This window comes from Vibrio sp. WZ-1, from assembly GCF_052037695.1.
Lineage (GTDB): Bacteria > Pseudomonadota > Gammaproteobacteria > Enterobacterales > Vibrionaceae > Vibrio.
Genome location: NZ_JBQEQR010000085.1, coordinates 117,948 through 131,853, shown reverse-complemented (window position 1 = coordinate 131,853; position 13,906 = coordinate 117,948). Strand labels below are relative to the sequence as shown.

The 13,906-nt window shown below is 42.9% G+C and carries 12 protein-coding genes and 1 tRNA gene; 6 read left to right on the top strand and 7 right to left on the bottom strand.

From position 1 onward, the window contains the following. Positions 1–620: 620 nt before the first annotated feature. Together ACTS60_RS21325 and ACTS60_RS21320 are read left to right on the top strand one after the other, a co-directional pair. The gene (locus ACTS60_RS21325; RefSeq protein ID WP_440889887.1) at positions 621–1,259 is read left to right on the top strand and encodes a YchE family NAAT transporter; all 639 of its coding nucleotides are present in this window, start codon (positions 621–623) and stop codon (positions 1,257–1,259) included. A 62-nt stretch (positions 1,260–1,321) separates the two neighbouring features. Next, entirely contained in the window at positions 1,322–2,170 is an 849-nt protein-coding gene (locus tag ACTS60_RS21320) for an ion transporter (RefSeq protein ID WP_440889886.1), read from the top strand. Between the two features lie 252 nt (positions 2,171–2,422). Here the strand turns inward: ACTS60_RS21320 and ACTS60_RS21315 are convergent, their stop codons facing one another. Both ACTS60_RS21315 and asd read right to left on the bottom strand, forming a co-directional pair. Next, complete coding sequence (locus ACTS60_RS21315; protein ID WP_440889885.1) at positions 2,423–2,950, bottom strand: type II secretion system protein; 528 nt, start codon at positions 2,948–2,950, stop codon at positions 2,423–2,425. A gap of 122 nt (positions 2,951–3,072) precedes the next feature. Continuing rightward, on the bottom strand, positions 3,073–4,188 hold the full coding sequence (asd, locus tag ACTS60_RS21310; RefSeq protein ID WP_440889884.1) for an aspartate-semialdehyde dehydrogenase: 1,116 nt from the start codon (positions 4,186–4,188) through the stop codon (positions 3,073–3,075). Positions 4,189–4,626: 438 nt separating this feature from the next. Here asd and nhaC point away from each other — a divergent pair, with 438 nt between their 5' ends. Next, the gene (gene nhaC, locus ACTS60_RS21305) at positions 4,627–6,060 is read left to right on the top strand and encodes a Na+/H+ antiporter NhaC (RefSeq protein ID WP_440889883.1); all 1,434 of its coding nucleotides are present in this window, start codon (positions 4,627–4,629) and stop codon (positions 6,058–6,060) included. Between the two features lie 76 nt (positions 6,061–6,136). Here nhaC and ACTS60_RS21300 read toward each other — a convergent pair whose 3' ends face one another. The 3 genes from ACTS60_RS21300 to yejK all read right to left on the bottom strand — a co-directional run bounded on the left by ACTS60_RS21300 (position 6,137) and on the right by yejK (position 9,838). Continuing rightward, complete coding sequence (locus ACTS60_RS21300) at positions 6,137–7,300, bottom strand: chemotaxis protein (protein ID WP_440889882.1); 1,164 nt, start codon at positions 7,298–7,300, stop codon at positions 6,137–6,139. Positions 7,301–7,414: 114 nt separating this feature from the next. Further along, positions 7,415–8,677, bottom strand: coding sequence for an Hpt domain-containing protein (locus ACTS60_RS21295; protein WP_440889881.1), 1,263 nt, complete (start codon positions 8,675–8,677; stop codon positions 7,415–7,417). A 162-nt stretch (positions 8,678–8,839) separates the two neighbouring features. Continuing rightward, positions 8,840–9,838 carry a nucleoid-associated protein YejK gene (gene yejK, locus ACTS60_RS21290; protein ID WP_440889880.1) on the bottom strand — a complete coding sequence of 333 codons (999 nt, stop codon included), beginning with the start codon at positions 9,836–9,838 and terminating at the stop codon, positions 8,840–8,842. An 85-nt stretch (positions 9,839–9,923) separates the two neighbouring features. On the opposite strand from yejK, the gene ACTS60_RS21285 reads away from it, so the two are divergent. The 3 genes from ACTS60_RS21285 (at position 9,924) to ACTS60_RS21275 (ending at position 12,215) form a co-directional block, all read left to right on the top strand. Continuing rightward, positions 9,924–10,151: a YejL family protein gene (locus tag ACTS60_RS21285; RefSeq protein ID WP_440889879.1), complete on the top strand. Its 228-nt coding sequence runs from the start codon at positions 9,924–9,926 to the stop codon at positions 10,149–10,151. Between the two features lie 22 nt (positions 10,152–10,173). Then, positions 10,174–11,982 (top strand): DUF3413 domain-containing protein, encoded by a 1,809-nt coding sequence (locus tag ACTS60_RS21280; protein ID WP_440889878.1) that lies wholly within the window; start codon positions 10,174–10,176, stop codon positions 11,980–11,982. Between the two features lie 142 nt (positions 11,983–12,124). Then, a tRNA-Ser gene (locus tag ACTS60_RS21275) sits at positions 12,125–12,215 on the top strand. Positions 12,216–12,502: 287 nt separating this feature from the next. Here ACTS60_RS21275 and ACTS60_RS21270 read toward each other — a convergent pair. Together ACTS60_RS21270 and ACTS60_RS21265 are read right to left on the bottom strand one after the other, a co-directional pair. Beyond that, positions 12,503–12,673, bottom strand: coding sequence for a hypothetical protein (locus ACTS60_RS21270; protein WP_440889877.1), 171 nt, complete (start codon positions 12,671–12,673; stop codon positions 12,503–12,505). A gap of 61 nt (positions 12,674–12,734) precedes the next feature. Beyond that, entirely contained in the window at positions 12,735–13,658 is a 924-nt protein-coding gene (locus tag ACTS60_RS21265; RefSeq protein ID WP_440889876.1) for a histone deacetylase family protein, read from the bottom strand. Positions 13,659–13,906 lie beyond the last annotated feature (248 nt).

Sequence of the window (13,906 nt, the reverse complement as noted above, 5' to 3'; positions counted from 1 at the left end):
CTTTTTATTAAGGCCACTGCTTGTCGTTTCTACTGTTTATCAGCTACTTAACCAACAACCGTCTTAGTAAATTGCTTTCAGGGCTGAGTATAATATTTCAGAGTGTGAAAAAAATTGACTTGGATCAGGTCTCACTCTCGAAATACCCCAAAAGTAGTGGTTTACCACAACAAATCACCATAAATCACTGATAAACAAGTAAATAAAACTTAACTTTTCATTGAACAAAAAAGAAGCAATCAAACCCAAAAACAAAAGAAACTACAATAAGCTGTAAAAAAGTTTCATTTTTAGCCCACAAAATTACATGTAAGCCCAAATTTTTGTGCTACTGAGAGTATATCCAACTCGTTATATCTCTCTACAAACAATGTTTTTTTTTATCAAAAATGTGCGAATGTTAACGTTTGTATAATTCCACCTACATTCACGTCAACTTTAGTCGGTAACAAAACGTTTCCAGTTTGGACACATTTTCTTCAATAATTAGTTTTTCTCACAAATAGGCTAGGCAATACGTTAGTTTTTTTCATTTTGTCTCTCTCCTCTTTTGCCTTACATTACGCGCTAAAGTTACCTCCCCTCCTTTTCACTAATGTGAACATAGACGAGAACACCTTATGCAAACTCTAGAGTTAGCGATTTTCCTACAGTTTTTCTTAGGTTTGGTTGCCGCTGTAAACCCAGTGGGTATCATGCCTGTGTTTGTCTCTTTAACTGGGCATATGACACCAGAAGAGAAGAGCAAAACGGCAACAACAGCGAATGTCGCTGTTGCGGTTATTCTGATCACCTCATTGTTTGCTGGTCAGCTGCTATTAGATATGTTCAGCATTTCACTTGATTCGTTTCGCGTGGCGGGTGGTTTACTACTGCTAAGCATCGCGTTTTCTATGATGAGTGGTAAGTTGGGTGAAGATAAGCAAAACAAGCAAGAGAAATCGGAATACGTAAGCCGTGAGCAAATCGGTGTTGTGCCTCTTGCTATGCCATTAATGGCTGGCCCCGGTGCGATAAGTTCGACCATCGTTTATGGCGCACGCTACCCAAGTGCCTTCGATACAGTAGGCATTAGTATTACCATTGTACTGTTCTGTCTGTGCTCTTGGTTGTTATTCCGTTCCGCACCTTTGATCGTACGCTTTCTAGGGCAAACTGGCATTAACGTGATCACTCGTATCATGGGTCTGATCCTTGGTGCATTAGGCATCGAGTTTATTGCCAACGGGTTAAGAAACCTGTTCCCTGGCTTAGCCTAAATTTCCTAACTTCTGGTATGATGTTGCAATCCGTTTCATTTTAACGCTGACAGTGCAACATCATGCCTCGCAAGTCTTTCAAGCATCATTTATACGTTATTATCTTCGGTACTCACACTCGTGCCGGACGTGCCTTCGATATCGCGCTTATTATTGCGATCATTACTTCTCTTGTGGTTCTGATTCTAGAGTCGCTGCCATCGGTAATGACGGAATGGTCGCGAGAGCTGCGTTACATCGAATACACCTTCACTGCCCTATTCACAGTCGAGTACCTATTACGACTGTACTGCTCTCCAAAACCCAAGTCTTATGCCACCAGCTTCTATGGTGTTGTAGATTTACTCGCGATTCTGCCAACCTATTTGGCGATATTCTTCCCCGGCGCATCCTTTATGGGTGTGGTGCGATTACTTCGTGTTATGAGGATTTTCCGTATCCTTAAACTCGTTCGCTACCTGCAAGACTCCAATATTTTGCTACGCTCGCTATTAATGGCGCGTCGTAAAATCCTGATCTTCTTTAGTACGGTCGGCATTCTTGTCACCATTTTCGGCGCGTTGATTTTTGTTATTGAGGGTCCGCACAACGGCTTTACCAGCATTCCAAAAAGCATCTATTGGGCGATCGTAACCATTACTACAGTTGGTTATGGTGATATGGTTCCACAAACTCACTTGGGTAAAGCCATTGCATCACTCACGATGCTGCTAGGTTATTCAATACTTGCTGTCCCGACTGGCATTATTACTGCTGAACTGAGCAACGAAATGAATGCTCATAAACAATTAGTGAAATGCCCAAACTGCAATCGCTCTGGTCACGATTCTGACGCGATGCACTGCAAGCACTGTGGTAGCGAACTTGCTGATCCAGATAGTCGAGTCGTGAGTGCGGATGAGGAAGATTGAATCGGGAATCCAGAATTGGCTTTATTTTGTCTTTCTAGATGCAAGTTCTGCCAGGTCCGTTTAGAACCGCGTTTTTTAACCGACCTTCCAACGAACACCTCTCGACTCGTACAGCGAAGCGCTCCCGAATCTCGGAGCGTAGCGTTCCCCACGTTCCTATACTCCAGATCTACGATCAAAAAAGCCGATGAACTAACATCGGCTTATACATAGCTGTAGGCTTTCAGGAAACAAACTTCCTTATGAAGAGGTTTAACAACCGTCAGTGAACACTTCCACTTTGTACTCCGCCCCCGGTTCCATGGCAGCTGTATACTTAACATAGCATTGTGTATCTTCAATTGTTTTGTTGTACGCACTTTCTTCACCAGGAGCAGCGTCAATATATTCAGAGCGAGTAACAATCCAAGTGTCAGGATTACTTACTGACCCATGGTTGTGCGCACCCCATACCCACTCTTTTGTTAGATCGTGGTATCCAGACTCAATATCTAGGAAGTTTTCCATCCCACCTCTTTGAACCGCTGGATAACCATATTGAACGTAGCCATAGCCTTCAATACTATATGACTCCTCATGTTCCATTCCCTCTACCGCAGTTTTGCCAAAAGCCATTTCTGCTGCATTATGAACAGAGCCTCCAAGCCCTTTAATAACAGCTTCTCTCGCGTCATGTTGAAGATTTAGAAACTTTGGCGCTGCAACAACTGCAAGAATGCCTAAAATAACAATGACAACAACGAGTTCAATAAGGGTGAAACCTTTAGGTGTTTGTTTCATAACAGCGCTCCGATTTGTAAGAGCGGCTAACCTAAAGGTCAAAAGTCAATTTTTTGTCACGTTAATATCAAAAAAGCGCCACTTGGACGCTTTATAATCAATGTCTCACAAATGAAACAGACTTATGCTTTTTCTGATAAGATGATTCTCAGTGTGCGGCGCAGCGGCTCTGCAGCACCCCATAATAGCTGATCACCTACTGTGAATGCGTTTAGGAAGTCATCACCCATTGCCATTTTACGTAGACGACCTACAGGAATAGACAATGTACCAGTAACCTTAGCTGGGGTAAGTTCTTGAGCCGTGATATCACGCTCGTTTGGAGTCACTTTAACCCAATCATTGTGAGTCGCGATAATTTCTTCGATTTCATCCATTGGCACGTTTTGCTTGAGCTTGATAGTCAATGCTTGCGAGTGACAACGCATCGCACCAATACGCACACACGTACCATCGATTGGCACTGGCGCATCTTGGAAGCCCAAGATCTTGTTCGCTTCAACACCCGCTTTCCATTCTTCTTTACTCTGGCCATTGTCGCGCTTCACATCGATCCAAGGAATCAATGAGCCCGCTAATGGCACACCGAATTTATCCGTTGGGAAAGAGGAGCCGCGCATTGTGTCCGCCACTTTCTTATCGATATCTAAAATAGAGCTTGCTGGGTTCGCCAACTCAGAACTTACAGAATCGTTGATCACACCCATTTGAGAAATCAGCTCACGCATGTTTTGCGCACCAGCACCCGATGCAGCTTGGTACGTCATTGCGCTTGTCCACTCAACCAAACCTTTCTCGAATAGACCACCAAGTCCCATAAGCATTAAGCTTACTGTACAGTTACCGCCAACAAACGTATTAGTGCCACCGTGAATGCCTTGTTGAATCTGCGCTAAGTTCACAGGGTCTAGGGTAATGATGGAGTCTTCTGCCATACGCAACGTAGACGCGGCATCAATCCAATAACCTTTCCAGCCCGCTTGACGCAGAGCCGGGTAAACTTTCTCTGTGTAACCACCACCTTGACACGTAATTACCGCATCAAGCTGTTTTAAACTGTCAATATCGAACGCATCCTGAAGTAGGCCCGCATCTTTGCCAAGGTTAGGCGCAGGAATACCTACTTGAGACGTGCTGTAGAAAACTGGCTCAATCAAGTCAAAGTCTTTCTCTTCAACCATACGCTGCATCAGAACTGAACCGACCATGCCGCGCCAACCAACTAAACCTACTCTCATCGCATTAACTCTCCATGTATATTTTTTAAAACTTTCTCCATAGTTCAATTTTCAACACAAAATCTCAAGCCCTAATTTGAAAATAAGCGCAACTTTTTTAACCTTTAGCTAGAAAGTTTCTTACCGAAGCTATTTTCTTTCCTTTTCTCATAAGCTAACCACCAAAATTTGCCCACTAAACTGCCAACGCATCCATACATGGTCTTACCACTCAGTGAGAAAATAACATTTGAAGCACATGCTTTTTACACCACAAAACATTTCAAACCATTAACTTTAATAATTTTCAGTTATTAATTTTACAAGCAAACGTTTTTGCGGACTAAAGTCAAGATAAAGCACCAAATGTTCGAAATATAATTTTTGTTAATGTATGTTATGCCCGATTAAAACAGGGAGCGGCCTTCCTCTATTGCTCCATGAACGACAGAGGCACATATGAAGCAAGTTACAACACGTCTTCCTAGTCTGATACAGGTATTTATCTCGCTAGGTTTGTTTCTTCTTTTGGCATTTTCATTTACTGCCAAACTAGACCTTCCAATTCAGCTCGCACTGTATATTGGTTGGTTCATTATTATGCTATTGGGCCTAAGATTAGGTCACCAATACAAAGATCTTGAAAAAGCAGCGCTAAATGGCATTTCTAATGGCTTAGGTGCAGTGCTTATACTTCTTGCTGTAGGTGCCTTAGTCGGTACTTGGATCGCTGGCGGTATCGTACCGACCATCATCTACTACGGTTTAAAGGCGATTCATCCGTCTATCTTCTTGCTAGCAACTATGATCATCTGTTCGTTGACGGCACTGGCAACAGGCACTTCTTGGGGTGCAGCAGGTACCGCGGGCATCGCAATGATGGGGATCGGTCAAGGTCTTGGCGTTCCCGCTCCAATTACAGCGGGTGCAGTGCTATCAGGTTGTTACTTTGGTGACAAAATGTCGCCACTTTCAGACTCTGTAATTCTTGCGTCTTCAATGTCGAATGTAGAAGTCGTTGAGCATATTAAAGGTATGCTACCTATCGCGCTGATCAGCTACATCATCACAGGCATTATGTTCACTGCATTTGGCTTCCACTTTGCAGGCAAAGTTGACATGAGCCAAGTAGACTCTGTCATTCAGGCAATGGAACAGCAATTCTTCATTACGCCTTATTCTTTTGTTCCTGTGATCATCGTGTTGGCACTATTGGCAATGCGTATGCCTTCTTTCCCTGTGATCAGCTTCGGCTCTCTTCTAGGTATTATTTGGGCAGTAATGATCCAAGATGTGGACTTCTTAACAGCGTTCAACACAGCTTGGGCACCATTTGCGATTTCTTCAGGTGTGGATTTCATTGATTCCATCTTGAACCGTGGTGGTATGTCTTCGATGCTTGGTTCTGTAGCGGTTATCGTATTTGGTCTTGGTTTTGGTGGCTTGCTTGATAAAGTGGGCGTACTAGAAACGATTGCTAAGTTGTTTGAAAAACGTGTACAAAGCGCAGGCTCACTAGCAACCAGTACTATCGGCACTGCGTTTATGGGTAACGTCTTTGGCTCAGCAATGTACGTATCACTGATTCTTACGCCAAAGATTTGTGCAAAGAACTACGACCGCCTTGGCTACAAACGTAAGAATCTATCTCGTAACGCTGAGTTTGGCGGCACGCTAACATCAGGTATGGTTCCATGGAGTGATAACGGCATCTACATGGCGAGTATTCTTGGCGTCGCAACGCTTTCTTACGCACCATTCATGTGGTTAAGCTTCGTATGTATCATCGTTACTATCTTTACTTCTTACATGGGCTGGTTTGTTGATAAATGCGAGCCAACCGCACCAGCAACAGAAGAAGCGGAAGGCGAACTAAAACAGCAAACGGCTTAAATCGTTTTAGTTATAGATAGAAAAAAGGACCGATGATTCGGTCCTTTTTTTCGTTTGTCATTTAAGTTCTGGTCAATCAAGCAGATTTGGTGTTAGTTCTTACCGCCGAACGTTTACCTAACACATAGCCCAATACTAGAGGGGCAAAGAAGATCACCAAGATAAACAAAATAAAGTAGATGATGGTGCTCTTCACTAGTTCGATCAGTTTATCCATTGCAAGATTCACAACCTCTTGTGAAACATGGTCGAGATCTTGAGCGAACTTCTCCCGCTCATTTGTAATGATTTGTGCGATCTCCTGACGCTCTCTCGCCACCATTTTCTCTAGCGCTTGGCGTTCTTCACTCAGTTGAGACAAACGCTCTTCTGTTTTTTGGTCGATATCTTCCACAAGAGGTTGTAGCTGTACGGCCATTTGCTGAGCTAAGTTACGCATATATTCTGGGTTGTTATCGATAAAATCTTTCAGCGACTCTGAAGTCACTTTAAGACTGTTCAGTGCTGCGTTGACTTGCTCAATACTTGCCGAGCTATTCAGTGCCAATAGCTGTGCTTTCCACGTCATGATCTTTGGCGTTTGTTCAGAAACCAAACTTAAACGATCAGAAACATCACCAATAGCTTCAGGCATCGTTCCCAACGTTGTCACCGCTTCTTCTTCACTGATTTGGTTCGCAGCTAGCCATGCACGATAAGCAGGAGTTCGGATCATGCTTAAATCAGCAAACGGGTACTTCTCAACAAAATCAGCGACAAACAGCTTAGTTTTTACGTACACATCCTTCTTCAATAAAGCTTGTGCCAGCTTATCAACCTCTTTCGCTAAGTGAGCCGATACTTGCGTCGCTTCGTCCGTTACAAATAAGTCTTTACCCACTCCTTCACTATAAAACTGGTTCATTTGTTGAGTAAAAACCCATGTATCGATCAGTGCTGCCATTGGAGACACTTGATAAGCCGCAGCTTGAAGCCCCTCTTCCGCATTAATTTTCCAGAGTAGAATGTAAGATTGATTCACTTTGTCCGTAGACTCATAACCTTCATGAAGCACGTCTGCAGCTTGCTCTACTTGGGCAAAGAACTGCTGAGCATATTCACGGGTCATAATACGCATATTTAACTCTTGCTTTGTCAACGGTACTGTCTGGCTATCAATCTTTACTTCCAATAAAGAACAACCAGAAAGAACTGAAGATAAACAAATAACCACGGTTAAGGCTAACCAACGAAAAGACATGATAGATACCTATATTCATTAGAATAAGAACAGGATACGCACTTCGTTTAAGAACGAAGCAGCTTCAGGCAAAGCTTTTTACCTCATAGCAACCTATTTTAAGTCAGAGGAATATCAATCCGTTAGCGATTCTTGCAGCGTTTCAGTTTCAAGAATGCCTCTTGCAAAAACTATTGTCTCTTCAAGTATTGTAGCCAGTTTAAGCAGTACACTTTCCGGTACTTGATTTCCTTGTTTGAGTAAATTCTCTATCTCGGCGGAGATATAGTGCAGAGGCATGGCTCCTAGGCTACCTGAGACCCCTTTTAGACTATGCGCAACTCGCTGAGCATATTCGAGGTCTTCGCTAAGTAATTGTCGCAACTTATCCGAATCACCAGCATGATCTTGGATAAACACATCCAAAAGCATTCTGACTGATTCCTCATCTCCCGAGAGTGCGTCGAGCATCTTATCAATATCAATAAACTTACTCTCCGCCATTTCTATTGGTTCATGTTCAAAAACAAGTTCATGAACGTGCTTGGCTTTCTGATTTGAACGCTGGCTAAAATCATTAACTCGTTCAATCGGCTCTTGAATGTGCTGTTCAGAATAAGAAACTTGATCTAAAGGTTGGGGTTCAGATAAGCGAGGCTCTTGCTCAGGATTAACCTGTTTGACTTCATAAGCTATATAAGCGAAAGCAATTAAGAAACTACCGCTTAACAGTGTCATCATAAGTACAAGGTGCTCTAATCGGAGATGAACCTCTTCTTCAAACTTCCGTAGTTGATGCGTAAAGTCAGGGTTAGAAAGGTGAGTGACGAGATATTTCCCCTGTGCATGGCGAGACAAGACGCCAGACGCTTGAGCTAACAAACGCTGAAAATCTTCTCTTTGTCCTTGTGGTAAGCTCATCGACTCAATAAACAGTTGATCAAGCTCTTGATAAGAGGTTTGGCTATTAGTTCGGTTAGTAAACAGCGCATCTAATACATGCGCCCCAAGGCGAGTAATCATTGCCTGTAACGCTTCACTGCCATCGTTTGCTAACCGTGTTTCTTGCAACGCTTCAGCAAGAGATAATAACTCTAGATCACTAGTAACAAACTTATTCGCACTTTCTAAAAATCGATCCGTTGTATAAAGCAATTGAGTAATATCTGGAGCCCAGAACGCATTTTTCGACTGACTTTCAAGTTGCAACCTTACTGCGTAGATCAACTGTAGGGTCAGTGAAATATCATCAGCACGTTGAACTCGATAAGGTAGCTCAAAACGAAATGAATTCCGCACCTCATCGATTTTTGTGCCAAGCTCATCCACAGCTTTTACGGACTGCTCCGTAGAGCGGTAACTGGTCCACAGTACAACCGAAACAATACTCCAGAGCACAAACAGCAACCAAGAAAATCGTCTTAAAACACTTCTAGCTTGAATCAATCCCTAGCCCTCAAGTGAAATCCATTAATAACAAGCATATAACATCAAATGCTGGTTTACTGGGCTTACCTCACATAAAAAAAGAGAGCCACTCTAGCTCTCTTTTTAAAATGATTAATTTCGACTCAACTGGTCTTTTAGATTTGGCGGTGTGCCTTTAATCGTCAAAGTATCGGTTTCTGGATCGTAAAAAATTCGCTCACCAAGTAGCAAACTATCAAAACTGATGTTCAAGCCACCACCGGCACCAACGTACTTAGTTAGCTTACGCACGGTTGAGCGATCACCAGGGAATGACTCTTCTAACTCGTACCCTTGCTCTTTAGTGAAGTCCATAAAGCTCGTGCCGTCTTGGCTTGGAGGCAACTCACCTGACAGTTCAGAAATTTGTACTTCATCTCCTGATTTGATCTGCTCATTGCAGTAGTTGTACACCTGCTTTTTGTACTCATTGGCTTCTTGCTTCTCTAGTTTAGAGTCAGCACAGAAGTCTTCTACCGCTTGCATCAAGACTTGGTTTTGTTGCTTAGTATCTAAGCCCACATCAGCTTGTAGGAAATCTAAAAAGAAATCCGCCACTTTACGACCTACACGGCCTTTAATGTAAGAAAGATAACGGTTTGATTCACGGTCAGTGTCGTAACTTGATAGATCAATACGTGCCGCAATGTCCATCTTCGTGATATCTAAATAGTCGGTTGCACTGATATCTAAACCTTCCGTAACTTTTAAGCTTTGGTTTAGCGGCAAGATACCAATAAAGAGATAGTCAGTGGCTAAGCTTTGGTACTCAGCAAACACTAAAATACCTTCGTCCGCAAAAGGGTATTTAATCAGCTCATCTTTCAGGCGATTTGCACTAATTTGTGAGAAGTCATAAAAATTTCGTTCTCCTTTGCGCATTTCTTGAAGCCAAAACTGAAATTCGCTGTCTGACTGAAAGCAGCCAAAGCCTTTTCCTGCTTTAGAATGAAATACTCGATGCAGTTCTGCGACTAAATTTTCAGTGGATGCGTCATTTTGAAGTGCGTCTGAACGATAGGTAACAACCAGTTCGTCCTGATCATTTTTGCTCAACTGATGCAATATTACGTTTGAAAGATGAAGGCTCATAGTGATTTTATCTTGCGACAAGGTTTAAGTTGCTAGGCATTGTAGGGTATCATAAGCCGCTTTTACTATCATTATTAGAGTCTTTATGCCGATTACATCTAAATATACTGACGACCAAGTAGAGAAAATTCTTGCTGAAGTGGGTGCAGTTCTTGAAAAACATGCCGCAACGCCAGAGTTGACACTAATGATTGCCGGGAATATCGCAACCAATGTCTTAAATCAACGAGTTGCTGCTTCACAACGCAAGATTATTGCTGAAAAATTTGCTCAGGCACTAATGTCTTCTCTTGAAGCACCAAAAACACACTAATAACGGATAATAGAACAAGTACATGGTAGACAGCGGAAACTCATACGGCGAACGCGTATCTCGACTGGTTGGTTGGGGTCACTGGTTCGCATTCTTCAACATCATAGCTTCGATGTTGATAGGTACGCGCTATATCGTCCAGTCACCTTGGCCCGAAACTCTGTTAGGGCAATTTTATCTGGCGGTATCTTGGGTGGGCCACTTTGGCTTCCTAGTATTTGCTCTCTACTTACTGGTTCTCTTTCCGCTAACGTTTATCCTGCCATCACGAAAACTTTTTCGTTTGGTGGCAGTGGTATTCGCGACCGTTGGTCAAACCGTTTTATTGATTGATACTCAAGCCTATCAATCCATTAATCTTCACTTAAACCCCGTTGTTTGGGAGCTATTGTTTAGTGAAGATAAAAGCGCCATTAGCGCCGACTTACAGCATCTTTTTGTTGTTATGCCACTTATTTTTTTAATCCAACTCGGCTTATCCGAATGGGTGTGGCGTAAACAACGCAAACTATCTCATAAACACGTTGGTCGACCACTCGCTGCAGTGTTCTTTTTAAGCTTTATGGCAAGCCATCTTGTTTATATATGGGCGGACGCCTACTTCTATAGCCCAATTACAAGTCAACGTTCAAACTTCCCTCTGTCGTACCCAATGACAGCGAAGAGCTTTATGGAAAAACATGGTCTACTTGATCGTGAAGAGTACCTAAAACGCTTAGAAGAAAACCGTGACAATATTGATCTCGTGAGTTACCCGTTAGAAAAGTTAGAATTTAATCGCCGCGGTAACAAACTCAATGTCCTGATGATCAGTGTAAATAACTTGCGAGCAGATGCGCTGAATGCTTCTGAAATGCCAAGTACCTATCAATTTGCGCAAGACAATCAAAACTTCACCAATCATTACAGTTCTAGCAATGATGCTTTCGGTGCATTTGGTTTGTTTTACGGTTTACCTACTAGCTACGCAAGCAGTATCAAGGCCCAAGGCTCATCGCCAGTGATGCTTAACGTATTGCAAGATCAAGGTTACTCATTCGGGCTATTCAGTGGCAACGGATTTGAAGATGATTTATACCCTGAGGTGATCTTCCGAGGTTTAGAGCTTGCCCCGACGCTAGATGGTACTCAAGCGCATACTGAGGCACAGTCGCTAACGGCTTGGAATACTTGGCTAACAGAACAAGCAAGTACACCTTGGTTTAGCTACATTGAAGTGACTACTGTTGATAACTTCGAATCAGAGCCCGCTTCTATTAATAATAAGCTGAGCGCGAGTGAACGATTCAAACAGGCGTATGAACAGGCTGTACAGTCAGCGGATATGACCGTTAAAAATATCCTGACCACACTGGAAGAGCAACAGTTATTAGGCAACACCATCGTTGTTATCACGTCAAATCATGGCAGTGAATTTAACGAGACGAAGACAAATAGCTGGGGCGCAAACAGTAATTACAGCCGCTATCAACTGCAAGTACCTATGGTCGTTCATTGGCCAGGAATGCTACCTGCTAAGTTTAGCCATAGTACTAGCCACCTTGATCTATCAGTAACCTTACTTCAAGACATGCTAGGCGTATCATCAAACCCAAATGAATACAGTAGTGGCCGTAATCTTTTTGATGAAAGTCGTCGCCGCTGGATTTTGGCCGGAGATACTAAAGAGCTCGCGCTTATTACAGAGAACCAGACCACCGTGATCGATAAGTTTGGTAATTACAAACTGTATAACAAAGACTATCAGCGCCTACGTGATACGAGCCCTAAACTGCCAGTATTGATGCAAGGCCTGACTGAGCTACAGCGTTTCTATACAAAGAGCAACTAACTCACCTTAAACGGCTTTCATTTTGAAAGCCGTTTTTGTTTAAATAAACACCAAACAACACAATTGTGATCACGAAATAACCAAACGAACAATTTTGGGGTTTACAAGATTTTCAAAGCCTTATATTATTCGCCTCAACAACGGAGAGATGGCTGAGTGGTTGAAAGCACCGGTCTTGAAAACCGGCATACGTTAATAGCGTATCTAGGGTTCAAATCCCTATCTCTCCGCCACATTCTAGTAAAAAGCCCGCTAAGAAATTAGCGGGCTTTTTCGTATTTCAGCGATTTAATGGGATTAACCCAAATCCCTCCTTGAATGCAAGCTCAGCACTTCGCCACATTTAGAAAGCTCGTTGAGCAATCAACGGGCTTTCGTCGTTTTAACGCTTGGAAAATTGCGGGACTTCTAAATCCCTAGTTGAGCGTAACCCCAGCTAGGCATCCCTACTCTCAGATGCACTTAGTAAGGTTGAACACATATCTAGCTAAAGGTGTTACCGTCACCATCAAAATGCCAATTATTTACTGATTGCATTTCCACTTAGGGGTTTCGGGGCCGAGTCCGTTACCTCAAACTCTTCTTGCCTTTGCTTCTCATGCATCTCTTCAATAAGCTGGCGATCAACTTCAGCAAAATATAGGTCTTCAATAGCTTTTTCTCGCAAACGAAGCTTTTCTGTAAAGTTCATATGCAGCAACCTCTTCGTCATCAATACTTACTCTAAGTATAGATGCCAAGACGATAACTTCTTATTTATGGATCAACACGCTTCCTGCCGCCTCAATCAGCTGCATGTGGATAGACACCAAATTCGCGTGCTCACTTCGATACCCACCGCCAACCACAGCAGCAATGGGAATACCTTTGTCTTTCATTAACTGCATTAAGAAGCGGTCTCGCTCAAATATACCTTCTGTCGACACGTCAAAATAACCCAGTTCATCGTCGGTATGAATATCCACACCAGCATCGTAAATCACCATGTCTGGACGATGTAAGTTAATCGCCATTTCAACCACTTCTTTGAACGTCATTAAGAACGTTTCATCGTTGGTATCACGACTCAAAGGGACATCAAGGTCGGAATCTGGTTTTCTCGCTGGGAAGTTTTTATCGCAATGGAAAGACAACGTGACGATGTCTGGTTCGTCCTCGCACAGAGTGGCCGTTCCATCACCATGGTGCACGTCGCTGTCAATGATCATCACTTTGTCGACATGGTCATTATCTAGCATATGCTTAGCAGCGATCGCAAGGTCATTGAAAAGACAGAAGCCACTACCAAAGTCTTTGTGCGCATGATGATAACCGCCGCTGAGATGGATAGCGACGCCATGCTCTAATGCCTTCTCTGCTGTCAACACCGTACCTGCTGTCGATGTGAGTGTCCGTGCTATCAACGCCTCACTCCAAGGAAACCCAATCCGACGCATTTTGACTGCAGGCATGGTGCCAGATACCAACAAATCAACGTACTCTTCACTATGCACGCGTTTGACATCGTCCGCACTCAAAGGAGTTGGTTGGAAGAATTCAACGTGTTCTCCCCACCCGTTGGTCGCTAGCGTCTCCATTATTGTTTGATAGAGATAGCGATATTTCATTATCGGATAGCGATGACCTTCTGGCAGCTCAAGTTGTGAGTAAATAGGATGATAGATCAGGGGTAGCATGAAACATTCTTTTCATAAGTTGTAGTGAAATAGTACCAACTCCAAGCATTGATTCAAAAGAAAATTAATTGATAATGATTTGCAATATCAATTAATATCTATCTGCTATGAATAAAACTTTATATACAATTCTCGGTGCGTTCTTTGGCTCGTTCTGTGCGCTCTCTCTGTTTATGTCAATAATGTTCAGCGCTTGGTGGTTAGTTGATTTTATCGCCTTAAGCTAACACAATGATTCTATCTCCACG

Bases quoted from the DNA above. Each gene is read 5' to 3' on its own strand.
- yejK (WP_440889880.1), bottom strand. From the start codon at position 9,838: ATGAGCCTTCATCTTTCAAACGTAATATTGCATCAGTTGAGCAAAAAT.
- ACTS60_RS21280 (WP_440889878.1), top strand. From the start codon at position 10,174: ATGGTAGACAGCGGAAACTCATACGGCGAACGCGTATCTCGACTGGTT.
- ACTS60_RS21325 (WP_440889887.1), top strand. From the start codon at position 621: ATGCAAACTCTAGAGTTAGCGATTTTCCTACAGTTTTTCTTAGGTTTG.
- ACTS60_RS21265 (WP_440889876.1), bottom strand. From the start codon at position 13,658: ATGCTACCCCTGATCTATCATCCTATTTACTCACAACTTGAGCTGCCA.
- asd (WP_440889884.1), bottom strand. From the start codon at position 4,188: ATGAGAGTAGGTTTAGTTGGTTGGCGCGGCATGGTCGGTTCAGTTCTG.
- ACTS60_RS21285 (WP_440889879.1), top strand. From the start codon at position 9,924: ATGCCGATTACATCTAAATATACTGACGACCAAGTAGAGAAAATTCTT.
- ACTS60_RS21270 (WP_440889877.1), bottom strand. From the start codon at position 12,673: ATGAACTTTACAGAAAAGCTTCGTTTGCGAGAAAAAGCTATTGAAGAC.
- ACTS60_RS21320 (WP_440889886.1), top strand. From the start codon at position 1,322: ATGCCTCGCAAGTCTTTCAAGCATCATTTATACGTTATTATCTTCGGT.
- ACTS60_RS21315 (WP_440889885.1), bottom strand. From the start codon at position 2,950: ATGAAACAAACACCTAAAGGTTTCACCCTTATTGAACTCGTTGTTGTC.
- nhaC (WP_440889883.1), top strand. From the start codon at position 4,627: ATGAAGCAAGTTACAACACGTCTTCCTAGTCTGATACAGGTATTTATC.
- ACTS60_RS21300 (WP_440889882.1), bottom strand. From the start codon at position 7,300: ATGTCTTTTCGTTGGTTAGCCTTAACCGTGGTTATTTGTTTATCTTCA.